Annotated in this window: 18 protein-coding genes and 1 pseudogene; 11 read left to right on the forward strand and 8 right to left on the reverse strand. The window is 68.7% G+C overall.

Features of this window, described 5'->3' with window-relative positions; genetic code table 11:
• Positions 1-98: 98 nt before the first annotated feature.
• Both FQU85_RS01070 and FQU85_RS01075 read right to left on the reverse strand, forming a co-directional pair.
• The gene (locus FQU85_RS01070; protein WP_370516762.1) at positions 99-1,349 is read right to left on the reverse strand and encodes a LeuA family protein; all 1,251 of its coding nucleotides are present in this window, start codon (positions 1,347-1,349) and stop codon (positions 99-101) included.
• A gap of 222 nt (positions 1,350-1,571) precedes the next feature.
• Entirely contained in the window at positions 1,572-2,210 is a 639-nt protein-coding gene (locus tag FQU85_RS01075; RefSeq protein ID WP_145843699.1) for an alpha/beta hydrolase, read from the reverse strand.
• Between the two features lie 120 nt (positions 2,211-2,330).
• Here FQU85_RS01075 and FQU85_RS01080 point away from each other — a divergent pair, with 120 nt between their 5' ends.
• Positions 2,331-2,669 carry a helix-turn-helix domain-containing protein gene (locus FQU85_RS01080; protein WP_145843700.1) on the forward strand — a complete coding sequence of 113 codons (339 nt, stop codon included), beginning with the start codon at positions 2,331-2,333 and terminating at the stop codon, positions 2,667-2,669.
• Positions 2,670-2,721: 52 nt separating this feature from the next.
• Positions 2,722-5,025 carry a GAF domain-containing sensor histidine kinase gene (locus FQU85_RS01085; protein WP_145843701.1) on the forward strand — a complete coding sequence of 768 codons (2,304 nt, stop codon included), beginning with the start codon at positions 2,722-2,724 and terminating at the stop codon, positions 5,023-5,025.
• Here the strand turns inward: FQU85_RS01085 and FQU85_RS01090 are convergent.
• Positions 4,994-6,058, reverse strand: coding sequence for a HAMP domain-containing sensor histidine kinase (locus FQU85_RS01090; RefSeq protein ID WP_168219914.1), 1,065 nt, complete (start codon positions 6,056-6,058; stop codon positions 4,994-4,996). The genes FQU85_RS01085 and FQU85_RS01090 overlap by 32 nt on opposite strands.
• A gap of 93 nt (positions 6,059-6,151) precedes the next feature.
• Between FQU85_RS01090 and FQU85_RS01095 the strand changes: the two genes are divergently transcribed.
• A complete protein-coding gene (locus tag FQU85_RS01095; RefSeq protein ID WP_145843703.1) occupies positions 6,152-6,715 on the forward strand; it encodes a response regulator in 564 nt (187 codons plus the stop codon).
• A 204-nt stretch (positions 6,716-6,919) separates the two neighbouring features.
• Here the strand turns inward: FQU85_RS01095 and FQU85_RS01100 are convergent, their stop codons facing one another.
• On the reverse strand, positions 6,920-7,678 hold the full coding sequence (locus FQU85_RS01100; RefSeq protein ID WP_145843704.1) for a DUF2797 domain-containing protein: 759 nt from the start codon (positions 7,676-7,678) through the stop codon (positions 6,920-6,922).
• A gap of 35 nt (positions 7,679-7,713) precedes the next feature.
• On the reverse strand, positions 7,714-8,280 hold the full coding sequence (locus tag FQU85_RS01105) for a peroxidase-related enzyme (protein WP_145843705.1): 567 nt from the start codon (positions 8,278-8,280) through the stop codon (positions 7,714-7,716).
• A gap of 84 nt (positions 8,281-8,364) precedes the next feature.
• On the opposite strand from FQU85_RS01105, the gene FQU85_RS01110 reads away from it, so the two are divergent.
• Positions 8,365-8,739: a hypothetical protein gene (locus FQU85_RS01110; RefSeq protein ID WP_145843706.1), complete on the forward strand. Its 375-nt coding sequence runs from the start codon at positions 8,365-8,367 to the stop codon at positions 8,737-8,739.
• On the forward strand, positions 8,739-9,425 hold the full coding sequence (locus tag FQU85_RS01115; RefSeq protein ID WP_145843707.1) for an SOS response-associated peptidase: 687 nt from the start codon (positions 8,739-8,741) through the stop codon (positions 9,423-9,425). The genes FQU85_RS01110 and FQU85_RS01115 overlap by 1 nt, the downstream gene beginning before the upstream one ends.
• Positions 9,426-9,492: 67 nt before the next feature.
• Here FQU85_RS01115 and FQU85_RS13750 read toward each other — a convergent pair.
• Positions 9,493-9,645 (reverse strand): annotated as a pseudogene (locus FQU85_RS13750) (deacylase); the annotation flags it as partial.
• Between the two features lie 225 nt (positions 9,646-9,870).
• Here FQU85_RS13750 and FQU85_RS01125 point away from each other — a divergent pair.
• The 5 genes from FQU85_RS01125 to FQU85_RS01145 all read left to right on the forward strand — a co-directional run bounded on the left by FQU85_RS01125 (position 9,871) and on the right by FQU85_RS01145 (position 15,034).
• Entirely contained in the window at positions 9,871-10,647 is a 777-nt protein-coding gene (locus tag FQU85_RS01125) for a winged helix-turn-helix domain-containing protein (protein ID WP_145843709.1), read from the forward strand.
• Between the two features lie 107 nt (positions 10,648-10,754).
• Complete coding sequence (locus tag FQU85_RS01130; protein ID WP_145843710.1) at positions 10,755-11,171, forward strand: DoxX family membrane protein; 417 nt, start codon at positions 10,755-10,757, stop codon at positions 11,169-11,171.
• A gap of 62 nt (positions 11,172-11,233) precedes the next feature.
• Positions 11,234-12,106: an ABC transporter ATP-binding protein gene (locus tag FQU85_RS01135; RefSeq protein WP_145843711.1), complete on the forward strand. Its 873-nt coding sequence runs from the start codon at positions 11,234-11,236 to the stop codon at positions 12,104-12,106.
• The gene (locus FQU85_RS01140; protein ID WP_145843712.1) at positions 12,103-14,004 is read left to right on the forward strand and encodes an ABC transporter permease subunit; all 1,902 of its coding nucleotides are present in this window, start codon (positions 12,103-12,105) and stop codon (positions 14,002-14,004) included. The genes FQU85_RS01135 and FQU85_RS01140 overlap by 4 nt, the downstream gene beginning before the upstream one ends.
• Positions 13,997-15,034 (forward strand): ABC transporter permease, encoded by a 1,038-nt coding sequence (locus FQU85_RS01145; protein ID WP_145843713.1) that lies wholly within the window; start codon positions 13,997-13,999, stop codon positions 15,032-15,034. Before FQU85_RS01140 ends, FQU85_RS01145 begins: the two co-directional genes overlap by 8 nt.
• Before the next feature lies 1 nt (position 15,035).
• Here the strand turns inward: FQU85_RS01145 and FQU85_RS01150 are convergent, their stop codons facing one another.
• Entirely contained in the window at positions 15,036-15,461 is a 426-nt protein-coding gene (locus FQU85_RS01150) for an EamA family transporter (RefSeq protein ID WP_145843714.1), read from the reverse strand.
• A 76-nt stretch (positions 15,462-15,537) separates the two neighbouring features.
• On the opposite strand from FQU85_RS01150, the gene FQU85_RS01155 reads away from it, so the two are divergent.
• Positions 15,538-15,942, forward strand: a complete 405-nt coding sequence (locus tag FQU85_RS01155) for a DUF123 domain-containing protein (protein ID WP_145848676.1) — start codon at positions 15,538-15,540, stop codon at positions 15,940-15,942.
• Here the strand turns inward: FQU85_RS01155 and FQU85_RS01160 are convergent.
• Positions 15,939-16,577, reverse strand: a complete 639-nt coding sequence (locus tag FQU85_RS01160; RefSeq protein ID WP_240792439.1) for a hypothetical protein — start codon at positions 16,575-16,577, stop codon at positions 15,939-15,941. The two genes, FQU85_RS01155 and FQU85_RS01160, sit on opposite strands and share 4 nt — an antisense overlap.
• Positions 16,578-16,711 lie beyond the last annotated feature (134 nt).

Below are 16,711 nucleotides of genomic sequence, written 5' to 3' on the forward strand. Positions count from 1 at the left end.
ACGCTCCCGAACGGCGACCCGCGGGAAGCGCGCGACCGCGTCATACGAGACCCCCTGACGCGGTCGGCCGGTATAACGGTTGCGTTCGTGCTGCTGGCTCATGCGTCCACCTCCGCGTGCTCGCGCTCCGTGGGGATTCCCACGTCCTCGGCGAACCGTTCGAGGTCGGACGCGGTGACCCGGCCGTTCTCGGCCGCGTACTCCTTCAGCCGCTTCGTCACGGCTACTACCTGGTCGTCGCTCGGCGCGTACCCGGACTCCTGGAGGCGTTCGCGCACGGAGTGCGTGCCCGTGTGCTTGCCGAGGACGAGTTCGCGCTCGCCGCCCACGTCGCTCGGATCCATCACGCCCGTCTCGAAGGTCGCGGGGTTCTCGATGACGCCCGCGGCGTGAATGCCGGACTCGTGGCTGAACGCGTTCGCGCCGACCACGGGCTTGTTCGCGGGAATCGGGATGTCGCTCTTCTCAGCGACCAGATCCGCGAGCTCGCGGATGTACGTCGTGTCGATGCCCGTGTCGACGCCGTACGCGCCTTCGAGGGCCATCACGACCTCCTCGTAGGCGGCGTTCCCGGCGCGCTCGCCGATGCCGTTCACGGACACCTGCGCCTGCGTCGCGCCCGCCTCGAAACCGGAGAGCGCGTTCGCGGTCGCCATCCCGAAGTCGTCGTGCGTGTGCACGTCGATACCGGCGTCGGTGTGCTCGTGGACGAGCGAGACGAGGTCGGCGAACCGCCGCGGCGTCGCCACTCCGCACGTGTCCGGGATGTTTATCCAGTCCACGCCGGCGTCGTCGACCGCTTCGACGACCTCGACGAGGTACTCCCGGTCAGTTCGCGTCGCGTCCATCGGGGAGAACATCACGTCCGCCCCGGCGTCCCGAACCTGTTCGACCGCCTCGACGGAGCGTTCGAGGACTTCCTCGCGCGTCGAGTGCATGGAGTCCTCGATCTGGACGTCGCTGGTGGACGCGAACACGTGCACGAGTCCGACGCCGGCGTCGAGCGCGGCCTCCACGTCGGAGTCCACGACTCGCGCCAGCCCGCAGACGGTGGCGTCCGTGTTCGCCGCGATGTCCCGGACGGCCTCGAACTCCGCGTCGGAGTTCGCGGGGAACCCGGCCTCGATGACGTGCGTTCCCATCTCGTCCAGCAGCGCCGCTATCTCGCGCTTGTCGTCGTAGTCGAACGAAGTCCGCGGTGACTGTTCGCCGTCTCGCAGCGTCGTGTCGAAGATGCGTGCGTCCGAGATCTCGGACTGGTCACTCAATGTGCCCTGGAAGAACTCGACCCCCCTGACGGGTGTCAGAGGACGCACCAGTGTCGTTGGACATGGTAATACACGCCACACGCGGGCCGATACATAAGCCTGTCCCTCAAACAGATTCTTGCGGGCGCCGTTCGACCCGTCGATCGAGAAAACCGCACGAGGGCGTAGCTGCGTTAGACATTAAATGTGTATTAATGATTGGGTAGGCGTTCAGGGGAACGACGGCCGACGCCAGGATTTTTACGCTACCAGAAGTTTGGAATTTTCGTATTCGGTGGCCGCGCGCGCCCCAGTTCTTGACGATTACAGAGATTCGACGAGCGCGCGAACCGCGTCCAGTTCGTCCGGAATGACGGTGTGCCCCATCCCCTCGTAGAGGCGCATATCGACCTCGGCGTCCATCCCGGTGAGGATGCGGTCGGTCTCCCGCACGCGCTCCGCGTCGATGTGCGGGTCGCGGTCGCTGCACCCGAGGAAGACCGGCGTGCCGTCGAGGCTCCCGGGATAGTCGTCCTCGCTCACCGTGTCGCCGATGAGGCCGCCGGAGAGCACTGCGAGGGCGCCGTACCGCGCCGGGTTCCGGGCGACGTATTCGGAGGAGAGACACGCGCCCTGGCTGAACCCACCAATCAGGGTTCGCTCGCGGTCGATGCCGGCGTCCGCGACGGTCTCGACGACGCCGTCGAGTTTCGCGAGCGCGGAGGAGAGCCACGGTTCGTTTCGCTCCTCGGGCGCGGTGAACGGCTGGGGATACCACGTGTTGCGCGCGGCCTGGGGCGCGAGGTACGCGACGCCGTCCGTGGGGAGTTCGTTCGCGAAGGCGAGGACGCTCTGCGCGGTCGCGCCGCGGCCGTGCGACAGGACGACCGCCGCGCCGGCCTCGCTCAGGTCGGTGCCCGCCGTGACGACCTGCTGGTCGCCGTGTGGGTCGCTCGTGCTCATCGCTCTGTTCGAGACGCGGTTGTGGGTTCGGTTTGTCGGCTCATGGTTTCGTCGTGTTACCTGATTCGACGGCGAACCTATTTAGGGGCTTCCCGACGTAGGGGTTACCAGATAACAGTCATGTCATCCGAACCGACGCAGGTCGCCGGCGAGGGGCCGTGCTCCGTGGTGGACTCCATCGAACAGATCGGGAGCCAGTGGCGACTGGTCGTCCTCCACGACCTCCTCGACGGCGAGAAGCGGTTCAACGAACTCAAGCGCTCGACGGACGCGAGTTCGCGCACGCTCTCCCGCGTGCTCGACGACCTCCAGGAACACGGGTTCGTCGACCGCCGCCTGGAAGAGGACGCCCCGGTCGCGACGTACTACTCGCTGACGGAGAAAGGCGCGTCGCTCTGCCCCGTCTTCGACGAAATCGAAGCGTGGGCGGACGAGTGGCTGGACGCCCCGAGCGAATAGCCCCCGACCCCAAACCCTTATACCCAGGAACAGTATGTTGGATTAGTAACTCATGGGGCTTCCACGCGTGGTCGCATTCGCGCCCCGCGACCGCCGGAACGCGCTCGCAGACGCGCTCACATCCTACGACGCGACGGTCGTGAGCGACGCGGACGCCGCGCGGGACGCCCTCGCCCCGGACGTGCACGCGGTCGTCTGTCGCGCGGACGCGGACGGCGAGTGGAAACGCGTCCTCACGGCCGCACCAGCCATCGAGTCGTTCGTCCTCACGGACGGCGACCCCGCGCCCGACGACGTAACCGCGGCGAACGCGACGCCCGTGTACGCTGGCGACGGCTGGGACTGGGCGGACGCGCTCACCGCGGCGCTCCCGGACACGGCGAACGGTACGAGCGACGACTACGCCCGATTCATCGAGCAGGCGCCCGTCCCCATCGTCGTCACGGACGCGAATGGCGTCGTCCGACGCGCGAACGCCGCGACCGCGGGGCTGTTCGGGTACGACGACCCCGCACGGATCGAGGGGAACGACGCGACCACGCCCATCCACCCGGCTGACCGCGATGAGGCGCGCGAACGCCTCGAGCGCGTTCTCGAAGAGTGCGTGACCGTGCCGACGACCGCGCTCACGTTCACCGACCTCGACGACAACCCCGTTCGCGTGCTCGCGGCGAGCGCTCCCGCGACGCTGGACGGCGAACCCGCGGTGCGCACGATCCTCCTCCCGGACGAGTCCTACGAGACCCGCCGCGAACTCGCGGAGAGCCGGGAGAAAATCGCGGCGATTCACGAGGTCGCGGTCGACCTGGAAACCGCGACGACTGTTAGTGAGGTCTGCGAGCGCGCCGTGCGGGCGGCCGAAGACATCCTCGAGTTCGACCTCTCCGTCATCGACAGCGTGCGCGACGGCCGGTTCGAAGTGGAGTACACGTCGGAGAAACTCCCCGAGGACGACCTCGCGCACATGCCGTCCGACGCGGGCCTGCTCGGAACGGCGTATCAGACGGGCGAGACAATCGTCACCGACCGCGTCTCCGAGAGCGCGGACGCCGACCCCCAGGGGCCCTACGAGTCCGCGCTCTCGGTGCCGATGGGGGAGTGGGGGGCGTTCCAGGCGGTCGCAGTCGAACCCGCGGCGTTCGACGAGTCCGACGAAGAACTCGCCGAAATCCTCGTCTCGCACGCGCACGTCGCCGTGGAGCGAATCGAACGCCAGCAGGATCTCCGGGAGCGCGAGCGCGCGTTCTCGGCGTTGCACGACGCGACCCGGGAGATGGCGAACGCGAACACGGAGCGCGAAGTGCTCGAACGCGCGGTCGACGCGGCGGTGGAAACCCTCGAGATGCCGCTCGCGGGCGCGTTCCGCCACGACCCCGACAACGGCTGCCTCCGCCCGGCAGTGGTGACTGATAAGGGCCAGGACGTCGTCGGCGACCACGCACCGCTCCGGAAGGGAGAGAGCCTCGCGTACGACGTGTTCACGTCCGGCGAACCCGGCGTGTACAACGACCTCGGCGCGACCGACGGCCGCGCGAACCCCGACACGTCGCTCGGGAGCGAACTCATCCTCCCGCTCGGCGACGTCGGCGTCCTCCTGTTCGGGAGTCAGGAACGGGACGCGTTCGACGACGTGGCCGTGACGACGGGCCGCGTGCTCGCCGCGAACACCACCACCGTCCTCGACCGGGTCGCGCGCGAACAGGAGGTCGCGGCCGAACGCGAACGCCTCGACGAGTTCGCGAGCATCGTCGCGCACGACCTCCGAAACCCCCTGAACACCGCGAGCGGCTTCCTCGAACTCGCCAGGGAGACCGAGGGGGACGAACCGCTCGAACGCGTCGAGGACGCACTCGAGCGCATGGATCACCTCATCGAGGACGTGCTCACGCTCGCCCGTCAGGGAACGCTCGCGGGCGACCAGACCGCGGTCGCGCTCGTGGACGCCGCGCGCGACGCGTGGCAGGTCACGCCCGGAGGAGCGGGGACGCTCACCGCGCGCGACGAGTCGCTCGCCGTGCTCGCGGACCGCGAACGCCTCGTCGAACTGCTCGGAAACCTCTTCGAGAACGCGAAAACGCACGTCGGCGGAGACGTGACCGTGACCGTCGGCGAACTCGACGACGGTCAGGGATTCTTCGTGGCGGACGACGGCTCCGGCGTTCACGCGTCGAAGCGCGACCAGGTGTTCAGCCACGGGTACTCGACGAGCGACGCCGGGACGGGGTTCGGGCTGAGTATCGTGGAGAGTATCGCCGAAGCCCACGGCTGGCGGGTGAACCTGACGGAGAGCGAGTCGGGGGGCGCGCGCTTCGAGTTCCGCGGCGTCACGTCGACGGCGTCGCCTTCGGGAGCGTGACGACGACCTCGGTCCGGTCTGCGGCCTCCGCGATGTCGACGCTTCCCCCGCAGTCATCGACGATGACGCCGACCGCGTAGAGCCCGATCGCGCTGTCCCCGGCGTCCCCGGGTTCGAACGCGGTCGTCCGGACGCGCTCGGGGAACCCGGAGCCGTTGTCCACGACGCGCACGTCCACGACGTCCGCGCGCTCGCTAGCGGTGACGCGGACGAACGGATCCGCCACGTCGTTGTGTTCGATGGCGTTCTCCACGAGGTGGTCGAAGACCACGCGGAGCGACCCGTTCGATTCGACGTACGTGTTCGGCGGAACGTCCACCTCGATCGTCGTCTCGGGGGTCGCGTCCTGGTACGCGCCGGCGATGTCGCGGACGAGCGACCCGACGTCAACGCGAGTGGTTTCCGTGTTCTCAGAGAGCGCGTTCGAGATCGTCTGCACCGTCTCCACGAGCGACGCGACGTGGTCGCTCCGTTCGCGGATAGCACGGACGTGCGCGGCGGCCTCGTCGTCCACCTCGTCCTCAACGAGTCCAGCGCGACCGCGGATGATGGTGACCGCGTTCAGGAGGTGGTGGCGGAGCAGTCGGTTCAGGAAGACGAAGTCGTCTCGGCGCTCGTTCGCGAGCCGCGCGTTCTCCGCGGCATCCGCGGCGTGCGTGCCGATGAGCACGCCGAGCAGACACCCGACGTTCATCGCGGTGAGCACGGACACCGCAACCGAGACCGCGGAGTGAGAGGAGTCGCCGACGTGAACGTCCGTGACTGCCGCCGTAGCGGCCACAGAGACACCGACGAGGATACCCCACTCCAGCACGGACTCCGCGGACGTCTCGTCCACGTTCCGTGCGATCGCGAGCAGTCCGAGCGTCGGGACGACCAGCACCGCGAGTTTCACGCCGACGATAGCGCTCTCGACCGGTGTCTCCGCTGTCGACAGCGTCGCGTCGGCGGCGAGACCGGCGGTCACGACCGCGGCGGCGAAGAGGAGGGTCGCGAGCAGCAAGAGGGAGCCACGGCCGGTCGTAGGGCGCACGGCGGGACGTTCCACGCCGCCCGGCATAACGCTTTCCCGGAACACCCGGGCACGTCAACACAGTTAACCGTGCGCCCGTGAAACGCTATCGGTATGAGCGATGAGGGCCCGCCCATCGTACTCGTCGTGGACGACGAGCCGGACATGACGCGGCTCTACGAGGCGTGGCTCTCCGGCGAGTACGAGGTCTGGGTGGCGAACGACGGCCACGAGGCCCTCGAACGAATCGACGAGCGCGTCGACCTCGTGTTCCTCGACCGTCGAATGCCGGACTTGCTCGGGCGGGAAGTCCTCGAGCGCATCCGCGAACGCGAATACGGCTGCCGGGTCGCGATGCTCACCGCCGTCGCGCCCGACGTAGACATCATCCGCATGGGGTTCGACGACTACCTCACGAAGCCCGTCGACCGCGAGGACGTGCTCACCGCGGCCGACCGCCTGCTCTCTCTCGACCAGTACGACGACAGCATTCAGGAACTCTACGTTCTCGTGGAGAAACGCAACAGTCTCGAACGCGCCGTCTCCCGGGGAGAACTGGAGGAGAACGCCGCGTACAGCGACCTCGAGAACCGCATCGAAGACCTCGAAGAACGGCTCGACGAGACGGTACGGGAGTGGGACGATAACAACTTCCGCGCGATGTTCCGCGAGCTGTGACATCCTCCCCCTGCTACCCGATGGGGCGTCTCGCACCGCAAGCGGGGACAGTCGCCGGTCGCCGACACGGCCTGCTCTCTCGTGTGAAACACCCCGCTCTCGCGGTCGAACAAGTATACTGATGGCTGTGTCGTTCGAAAGGCGCGGAGCGCCCTTCGTGATGACGAGAGACCTCCGGTCGCTCGAACCACACAGCCGGTACGCCTATACGTAGCTCGCGAGGCTCGACTGGCGGTCCGAACTCTCCTTTTCGGGGTCAAGCTCGTGGCCGACGAGGTCGCGGAGGTCGACGGCGTAGTTCGTGGCCCCGCGTTCGAGCACGAGCACGCGGCCCCGCGTTCCGACGACGGTTCCGCGGGCGACGGTGGTCGCGACCGGCTGACTCGCGAGGTCGAGTCCGTAGTCGAACGCGAACGTCTCGATGGGGTCGAACCCCGCGAGCACCACGCCCCAGGCGTCCGCGTCCACGGCCTCGTGGAGCCCGTCGAGTTTCGCCGGGACGCGCACCCGATCCGGAATCTCGGTCGCGATGTCGGACTCGATTTCGCGGGCGAGCCGGCCGTTCGAGACTGTTTCGAGGTGTGCCGCTCGCTGTGCGCCCTGCTCGCGGAGCCGCGTGTCGAGTCGCCACTCCCGGGTGACGCCGACCTTGAACACGTCGGGCGCGAACGCCGCGAGGTATATCGCGTGATCCTCGTGGCAGTCCATCTCGTCCTTCAGGCAGTCGCCCGTGCAGCGCGCGCACACCCACGTCGAACTGTGCACGGGACAGTACGGCGCGCTCTCGTCGCTACACGCGTAATGCGCGTCGTCGTCCACCGCGCCCGCGCAGTGACGCTCTCCCAGCCCGTAGTCCAGTCGCGCCCCGGACGCGAGCGACAGCCGCGACACCTCGCCGTCGTCCGCGACGACCAGCGCCGGCCCGTCCTCGCGGACGGCCGTCCGATACCCCACGACTTGCACACGTACAGAGAAGAACGCGAGAAGTAAAGCGTCTGCTATCGCCCGAGGTCGTAGAACTCGTCGTTTGGCCGCATGTCGGCGACCGTCGCCATGCGATTACTGAGGTTGAAGACGGAGACGACGCTCGTGATGTCCCAGATTTCTTCCTGGCTGAAACCGGCGTCGCGGAGCGCTTGCACGTCCTCGTCGGTGATTTCGCCAGGGGATTCGGTGAGTTTCACGGCGAAATCGAGCATCTCGCGGTGGGCGTCCCCGAGGTCGGCGAGCCGGTGGTTGGTCGCGAGCTGGTCTGCGAGTTTCGGGGCCTTGTTGTAGATGCGGCAGAGCGCGCCGTGCGCGACGACGCAGTAGAGGCAGTCGTTCACGCCGCTCACCGTGACGACGAGCATCTCGATCTCGCCGCGTTCGAGCGTCGACTCCTCGATGAGCGCGTCGTGGTAGTCGAAAAAGGGGCGGAAGTGCGCGGGCTTGTACGCGAACGCCGGAAAGACGTTCGGCGTGAACCCCGCCTCCTCGGTTTCGGCCTCGATTCGCTCGCGAACGTCGTCGGGCAGGTCCGCCCGGTCGGGAACCGGGAAGCGGCGCATGGCATCGTCACCCATACCGGGTTTGGGACGGGGGGCCACAAGTAGCTTCGTGCATGCGGGAACCGGACTCCTAAGTCAACCGTCGCCGTAGCCGGGAGTATGACGGAGTTGAAGGGGTACGCGGATGCGCTGCGCGAGGACGTCGGGGAGACGCTTCGAGGGGTTGCAATCGCCGACCTCCGCGCGAGAGAGTTCGACGTTATCTACATGCGCGAGGACATCTGGGAGCTGTACTCGGACGAGACCCAGCAGGAGATATTCGAGGACGCGGTGTTCGAGACGATGGGGATGAACCGCAAGGAGGACTTGTTCGAACCGCTCGGCGGCCTCGAAGCGACCGTGCGCGTGTTCGAGGGCGGTATCAACGTGCTCGCGTGGGCGGACGACCACGGCGTGTTCGTCGGTCTCGGGCGGGACGAGGACGCGATTCCGGCGGCGGTTCGGACGGCGAACGAGATACGGGAGACACTCTGATGTGCGGGCGGTACGCGGTGTTCCTCGACCCGGCGAAGTTCGAGCGGTCGTTCGGCGTGGAACCGCCCGTGGGCTACGAGACGTACAACGCCGCGCCGAGTCAGTCCCTGCCGGCCGTGCGCGAGCGCGGCGAATCGAGTGACAGAGAGGCGGCGACGCCCGAGTGGGGGTTCGTGCCGTCGTGGGCGGGCGACGACTACTCGCCGAACATCAACGCCCGGGTGGAGACCGTGCGGGAGACGTCGAGTTTCGCGGAGGCGTACCGGGAGCGGCGGTGTCTCGTGCCCGCGAGCGGGTTCTACGAGTGGCGCGAGGAGTCGGGGGAGAACCGGCCGTACTACTTCGAGCGCGAGGACGGAGAGCCGTTCGCGATGGCGGGTATCTGGAGCGAGCGCGTCCCCGAGACCACGCAGACCGGCTTGGGCGCGTTCGCGGGCGGCGGGCCGAGCGACCCGGAGCCGGTGGAGACGTTCGCGGTGCTGACGCGGGCGGCGACGGGAACGGTCGCGGACTACCACCACCGCGAGTCCGTCGTGGTCGCGCCCGACGACTACGGGACGTGGCTGTCCGGCGACGACCCCCTCGACGACGTGCTCGCGGAGTCCGCGTCCTTCCGCGCGCACCGGGTGTCGTCGGCGGTGAACGACCCGGGGAACGACGCGCCCGAACTCACGCGTCCGGTGTGACGGGCGGGTCGCTCGCGCGCACCGCGTCCGCCGTCTCCACCGTCGCGTCCACGATCCGCCGCCAGTCGGGCGTGACGCGCTCGCCGTTGACGACGGTGAGCGGGACGCGGATCGACTCGCCGAGGAACGTCTCGCTGATGGCGTACCGGCCGTGGTAGGTCTCCCCCGGTTCGACGGTGCCGCCGCCGTACGCGAACCTGTCGCTCCATACGAGAAGCACGCGCGTGAGAACACAACCGCCCCGGCTCTCGTGAACGCCGGTCGGCCGCCGTCCGAGCGGCCGGGGCGCTCTCAGAGGCACAGCCAGTGTAGTGCACACCAGCACGCGTATCAGGGATACCATACGTCATGAAGCCATCTATCGGGTGTTCGCTCACGGACTGAGTATTTCGCCCCCGTACGCACCACCTTTATATCAAACGGGTGTCGACATTGACACATATCCGTGGTTCCGAGAGCAGCGGACGACACGGTCGGGCTCGTCGGATTGCTCGCACAGCGCGGCGACTACCTCGAGAGCATCGCGGACGGCGTGACGGAGAAGCGCGCGCTCGTCGACGCCCACGACGCCTCCCGCTCGACCGTCGACCGCGCCGTCCGCCAGCTCGCCGACGCGGGCCTCGTCGACCGCACGCACGGCGAGGTCGCGCTCACCACGACCGGCCGCCTCGCGCTCGACGCCTACACGACCTTCCGGAACCGCGTCACCGGTATCGACGACGCCAACGACGTGCTGGACGGAGTAGACGACGCCGACGACCTGGACGTGCGACTGTTCGAGAACGCGACCGTCGTCGAAGCCGCACACACGCCACAGAAGCCGATGGACGAAGTCGCGGACGTCATCCGGACGGCGACCGAGGTGCGGGTGCTCGCGCCGCTCGTCCTCCCGAGTCACGTCGAGATCTACCGCGACCGCGTCAACGAGAACGCGCTGGCTGCGGACGTGGTAGTCACGCAGGCCGTCCTCGACGAGCTCGTCACCAACCACCAGGACACGATAGAGACGTTCGTCGGGAGCGACGACGCCGCGCTCTCCTTCACGAACGACGACCTCCCCTACGGCCTCGTCCTCGCGTCGCTCGACGACCGCGACGTGGTACTCGTCGTCTGCGGCACCGGCCCGGTCGCGGGCGTCCTCCGAAACGATACCCCCGACGCCGTCGCGTGGGCCGCCGACCGCTTCGCGTCCGCGCGCGAGACCGCGACCCGCCTCGGCTGACCCACTGACACGCGTGTCACCTCGTTACCCGAGTGTTCGCTTACGCATAAGGCCGTGACGCCCCTCCCGTGGAGTATGTAACTCGACACGACAGAGGTGCGTACCGCATGGCAGTAGACGGCGACGCCGGACTCTTCCTCCTGCTCGGCCGCCTCCTGTTCGGCCTGACGCTCGCGTTCATGGGCCTGAACCACTTCCTCAACCTCGAACAGATGACGGGCTACGCCGAGTTCAAGGGCCTGCCCGCGCCCAGATTCATGACCGTCGCGTCCGGCGTGATGCTCCTCCTCGGCGGCCTCGGCATCGCGGCCGGCGCGTACCCCGTGCTCAGCGCGGGCGCGCTCGCCGCGTTCAACGTCGCCGCCGCGTTCACGATGCACGCGTTCTGGAGCGTGCCCGAAGACCAGCAGCAGGACGAGATGACGCAGTTCCTCAAGAACATGGTCATCACGGGCGGCGCGCTCGCGTTCCTCGCCGTCGGCGGCCAGGACTGGGCGTACGCCGTCGGCGTCTCCCTCTTCTAACCCGCCCCGCGGTTTTCGCGACTGCCGAAACGACGATATGCCCGACGCCCGCGTGTTCGGGTATGATATCGGTGGACGGCCTGACGAAACAGTACGGGAGCGTCCACGCCGTCCGCGGCATCGACCTCGACGTCGAGGCGGGCGAGGTGTTCGGATTAGTCGGGCCGAACGGCGCGGGGAAGACGTCGACGCTGAAGATGCTCGCCGGCCTCGTCGAACCCACGTCGGGGTCGGCGACCGTGAACGGCTACAACGCCCAGAACCCCGAGATGCGCCGCTCGCTCGGCTTCCTCCCCGAGGAATCCCCGCTCTACGAGGACATGACGCCGCGCGGCTACCTCCGCTTCTTCGCCGACCTCTACGACGTTGAGCGAGAGACGGCGAACGACCGCATCGAGCGCGCGCTCGACCGCCTCGATCTGGACGCCCGCGACCGCCCCGTCGGCGACTTCTCGAAGGGGATGAAGCGGAAGGTCGCCATCGCGCGCTCGCTCGTGAACGACCCGGACGTGCTCATCTACGACGAACCCGCGTCCGGCCTCGACCCCCTGACGACGAACGAGGTCGTGGAGTTCACGCGCGAACTCGCCGACCAGGGGAAGACCGTGCTGTTCAGCGCGCACGACCTCTACCACGTCGAGTCAGTCTGCGACCGGGTCGCCATCATGAACGACGGCCGCATCGCCGCCCATGGGGCGCTCGCCGAGATCCGCGCGGAGTACGGCCGCATCGAGTACCACGTCTACACGTCCGTGCCCGTCGCGGACGCCACGGAATCGGGCGATCGCTACGAGGTCACGGTGGACGGCATGGACGGCGTCGAACGCGTCAGGGAAGCGGCCGAATCCGCGGGCGGCGAGGTGCTCGACATCCGCACCCGCGAGTCGACGCTGGAGGACGTGTTCCTCGACGTGACCCGGGAGGGCCGAGCGTGACTCCGCGCCGCGCCCTCCGCATCGCGCGCTGGGAGGCGGCGAAGAGCACCGGGAACGTCGACCGCCGAACCGCCGTCCTCCTCGCCGTCGTCGTCCTCGCGCTCGCGGTGCTCGCGCCCGTGCTGGTCGCCGCCCAGCCGAGTCCCGGCGAGGGCATCTACCGGGTGGGCGTGGACGAGGACAGCCGCTACCACGCCGTCGTCGAGCGGAACCCCCAGCTTCGCGCCGTGGGCGCAGACCCCCGCGACGTGGTCGCAGGCGACGCCGAACTCAGCATCCGAGGCGGCCGGTTCTACGTCGGGGACTCCGCGAAGGCGCAGGCCGCGCTCGCCGAGCTCAGGGCGGCCGTCGTCGCCTACAACGACTACCTCATGCGTCACGAACCCGACCAGGCCGCCGCGTTCCCCGTCACCGTCACCCTCCAGTACCTCGAGCAGAACCCACCCGGCGACACGGCGGGCGACAACACGACCGACGGCGACACAGCGGGCGACAACACGACCGACGGCGACACAGCGGGCGACAGCACGACCGACGGCGCTGGCGGCAACGGTGGCGGCGCTGGCGATACCACGACCGCGTCCGGCGGCGGCGCGACGACGGCCGCGCCCGGCGGCGGCGGAACGCGTGATGGCGGCGGCGGAACGCGTGATGGCGGCGGCGGAACGCGTGATGGCGGCGGCGGAACGCGTGATGGCGGCGGCGGTGGCGTGCCCGCGGTGCCCGGCGGCGCGTTCGGCGGGACGCAGACCGGGACGCCGAGCTCGCTGAGCCCGCCGTTCCCGCTGCGCTCGCTCGTGCTCGCGTTCGCCTTCCTCCTGCCGCTGAACGTCCTGATTCAGGCGTACGGATCGAGCGTGATCAACGAGCGCATCAACCGACGAGGCGAGCCGATGCTGGTGTCGCCGGCGAGCCGTGGAGACATCGTGCTCGGGAAAACGCTCCCCTACCTCGGCGTCGCCGCGGCCATCACGGCCGTCATCGCGTTCGCCGTCGGCGGCGGTCTCGTGAGCGTGCTCGCCGTCCTCCCCCTCGCCGCGCTGTTCCTCGCCGCGACGTTCGTCGGCGCGATGCTCGCGCGCTCCTACAAAGAACTCACGTTCGTCACCGTGTTCGTCAGCGTCCCCCTGATGGCGTACGCGTTCGTCCCCGCCGTCTTCACCGAAGTCCACCCCATCGCCGCCATCAGCCCGCTCTCCCTCGTCGTCCAGGACTTGCAGGGCGCGCCGATCGGCCTCGGCGAGTTCCTGTTCGGCACGCTCCCCGTCTCGCTCGCCGCGCTCGTCTGCTTCGCGCTCGGCACCGGCATCTACCGCGAGGAGGACATGTTCACGCAGCGTCCGATTCCCGCGAAGGCGATGGACGCGCTCGCCGCGCCCCTCCGCTCCGTCTGGCGCGTGGGGCTGTGGACGGCGCTGTTCATTCCGTTCGCGTTCATCGCGGAGCTGTTCGCCGTCGCGAGCCTGTTCGTCCTCCCGGCGTCGCTCGCGCTCCCCGTCCTCTTCGCCGCCATCGCGGTCGTCGAGGAGGCCGCGAAGAGCCTGCACGTCCGCGCGGGCCTCCTCCGGTCGCGCTTCCCGACCGACCGCCGCACCGCGCTCGCGCTCGGCGTCGCGTCCGGCCTCGGGTTCTTCCTCGGGGAGAAACTCACCCTCATCACCCAACTCGTCGGCCTCCCCGACCTCGAACTCGGACAGGCCGCGTTCGGCCCGACGCTCGGCGCGAGCCCGCTCGTCCTCGCGGTCTCGCTGTTCGCGCCGCTCGCGCTCCACACCGTCACCGCGTCGCTGAGCGCGCTCGGCGCGCGCGGAACCCGGGCGAAGTACCTCGCCGGGTTCGGCCTCGCCGTGCTCGTCCACCTGGCGTACAACCTCACGGTGGTGAGCGCCGTTGCGTGACCGCCTCGTCGTCGGGCGGCGCGAACTCGCGAGCCTCCGCTCCGAGAAGACAATCGTGCTCGCGCTCGTCATCCAGTTGTTCATCGCCGCGTTCTCCTCGTTCCTCGTCGTCGGCCTGGTCAGCCTCTACAGTCCGAGCGCGAGCCAGGGCGACTACGTCGTGAACGTGGGGGTCGCCGGGAACGCGAGCGACGACCTCGCGCCCGTCGTCGCGAGCGACCGCCGGAACGCCGTCGTCTACCCGAGCGAGAGCACGGCTCTCGCGGCGTTTACCAACGCTGACGTGGACGCGCTCCTGCTCGCGACCCAGTACCCGGACGGCCACGTCAGGGTGTCCGCGTACGCCCCCGAGGGGAGCTTTCGAACCACCCTGGTCGTCGTCCAACTGAAGGACGTGCTCTCCGAGTACGAACGCCACCTCCGCGACGAACTCAGCAGTCGACTCACCCGCGAACCGCTCTCGCTCCCGCCGGAGTCGTCGGGGTCGACCTACTACGGCTTCACGTACACCATCCTCCTCCCGCTCTTGATGTTCCTGCCGGCGTTCATCAGCGGGAGCGTGGTCGCGGACACGCTCAGCGAGGAACTCGAACGCGGGACGTTCGAACTCCTCCGCGTGACGCCGCTCTCGGTGCCCGAGATCGTGGACGGAAAGAGCCTCGCGATGATCGCGCTCGCGCCGGCGCAGGCCGCGCTCTGGCTCGCGTTCCTCGGACTGAACGGCATCCGCGTCGACCACCCGCTGCCGATTCTCGTCCTCGCCACCGCGCTCGCCGCCGTCCTCGTCGGCGGCGGCGCGGCGCTCGCGCTCCGCCTCGGCGAACGCCGGGAGACCCAGCTCGTCTACTCGTTCGCCGCCATCGGCGTGTTCGCGCTCGCGTCCCTGCTCCCGGAGAGCCCGCAGAACGCCGTCGCGAAACTCGCGGTGGGGAGCGCGACCGGCCTCACGTATCAGACTATCGCGGGGTTCGTCGTCGCGGCCGTCGCGTGCTTCGCGCTCGCCCGGCGCGTGGCGGGCGGCGTGGACTGACTCACTGACCGGGGCCGGCGGTGAGGTAGACCGCGACCGCCGCGAACCCGATACCTGCTATTTTTCGGAGGGTGAGGTCGTCGCCGAGCCACACGGCAGAGACCAGGGAACTGGTGACGATGAACATCCCGAAGACGGGTACGACGATGCTCACCGGGCCGGTCGCGAGCGCCTGATAGTACGCGAGGATGCCGACCGTGAGGCAGACGCCGGCGGCGTACACGTACACGGCACGGGGATGGGTGAGGTAGGGCGTGACGGGGATGTCGACGTAGAGGACGACCGCGAGCGACCCGGCGACGAGCACGGCGTTCGCGAGGAGCGCGGCGACCGTCGAGGGGATGTCGACCGTCGCGACCTTCATCAGGGGCGCGACCATCGTGTACCCGATCAGGGCGACGACCGCCCACTTCAGATAGGCTTCCATAGAGGCAGAAACACGAGTGCGCGAAAGGGCGTGTCGGTTCGGAACCGTCGAGTGCCCGCGCGCACAACACCCGGGCGTGCAGCCCGGAACGTACACGCTCGTCGTCTCGCTCGACGAGTCGGTCGCCGTGACGTTCGGCGCGGCCGGCGAGCGCGACCTCGACCGCGGATTCTACGCCTACACGGGGAGCGCGTTCGGGTCGGGCGGCCTCTCGCGCGTCGACCGCCACCGTGAACTCGACAGGGGAGAGCGCGACACGCGCCACTGGCACGTCGACTACCTCCTCGGCCACCCCGCGAGCACGCTCGTCGACACGTACACCGTGGAGAACGAGAACCGCGAGTGCGAACTCGCGCGCCGACTCGCGGACGCCCTCACGCCGGTTCCGGGACTCGGCGCGTCGGACTGCGACTGCGACACCCACCTCGCGTACGCGGAGGAACGGGCGGACGTGGAGCGCGTGCTCGACGCCCTGTACTAGTCGAACGCCACCCACTCGGTCGGGGAGCCGGTGACGCCGCGCACGCGCGCCTCCCGAGTGCCGTCGTCGGCGACGCGCACCTGAACCATCCCGTCGAACAGCTGGCTGATAGTGTTCACGACCTGCTCGTCGTGGCTGTCCGGGTCGATGGCGAACAGCCCGAGCCAGTCCCGGCTCTGGATCTGGCTCGTGAACACGTGCAGGAAGCGAAAGAGCCGCTGGAGGTCGACGTACATCAGGAGCGGGCTGAGGGAGTCGAAGCCGATGCGGAGCCGTTCGACGCCGTTGTTCTCCGCTTCGCGAGCAAGTTCGGAGAACTCGATACCGATCCCGGTGAGTTCGCCGGGCGAGGAGACGTTCCGAACGAAACTCATCTCTCCCTCGTTCCCGCCGCTGCGCGAACTCACGCTATCGATGATGCGGAAGAAGCTCGTTCGGTCGCCGAGGAGGTCGTTGTACTCCGCTGCGAGGTCGTCCGCGGGGTTCCGGGACGTGACGACGATGGCGCCCTCGCCGTCGTCCGCGCCGCGGGCGAGCAGGCGAAGCAGTAGCTGGCGCTTCCCGGACATGGCCGGCCCGCTGACGAGCAGATTCGTCCCGGGCTCGACCTCCGAGAGGAGCTCCGGCGGAAACACCCCGTCTAGTTTGTATGGCATTTCTACAGGATGGTGGGACGTGGAGGCGACGCCTCGCCTTGGGTACGCTGACGTAAGCCGACGAGGCATAAGTATGTGCGGGATATCGGCGTGAGACACTGCCTCTCCCCCCG

This window comes from Salarchaeum sp. JOR-1 (genome assembly GCF_007833275.1).
Classification (GTDB): domain Archaea; phylum Halobacteriota; class Halobacteria; order Halobacteriales; family Halobacteriaceae; genus Salarchaeum.

Coding starts and splice junctions, on each gene's coding strand:
- FQU85_RS01075 (WP_145843699.1), bottom strand. CDS start 2,210: ATGAGCACGAGCGACCCACACGGCGACCAGCAGGTCGTCACGGCGGGC.
- FQU85_RS01105 (WP_145843705.1), bottom strand. CDS start 8,280: ATGGGTGACGATGCCATGCGCCGCTTCCCGGTTCCCGACCGGGCGGAC.
- FQU85_RS01085 (WP_145843701.1), top strand. CDS start 2,722: ATGGGGCTTCCACGCGTGGTCGCATTCGCGCCCCGCGACCGCCGGAAC.
- FQU85_RS01080 (WP_145843700.1), top strand. CDS start 2,331: ATGTCATCCGAACCGACGCAGGTCGCCGGCGAGGGGCCGTGCTCCGTG.
- FQU85_RS01150 (WP_145843714.1), bottom strand. CDS start 15,461: ATGGAAGCCTATCTGAAGTGGGCGGTCGTCGCCCTGATCGGGTACACG.
- FQU85_RS01110 (WP_145843706.1), top strand. CDS start 8,365: ATGACGGAGTTGAAGGGGTACGCGGATGCGCTGCGCGAGGACGTCGGG.
- FQU85_RS01095 (WP_145843703.1), top strand. CDS start 6,152: ATGAGCGATGAGGGCCCGCCCATCGTACTCGTCGTGGACGACGAGCCG.
- FQU85_RS01130 (WP_145843710.1), top strand. CDS start 10,755: ATGGCAGTAGACGGCGACGCCGGACTCTTCCTCCTGCTCGGCCGCCTC.
- FQU85_RS01135 (WP_145843711.1), top strand. CDS start 11,234: ATGATATCGGTGGACGGCCTGACGAAACAGTACGGGAGCGTCCACGCC.
- FQU85_RS01115 (WP_145843707.1), top strand. CDS start 8,739: ATGTGCGGGCGGTACGCGGTGTTCCTCGACCCGGCGAAGTTCGAGCGG.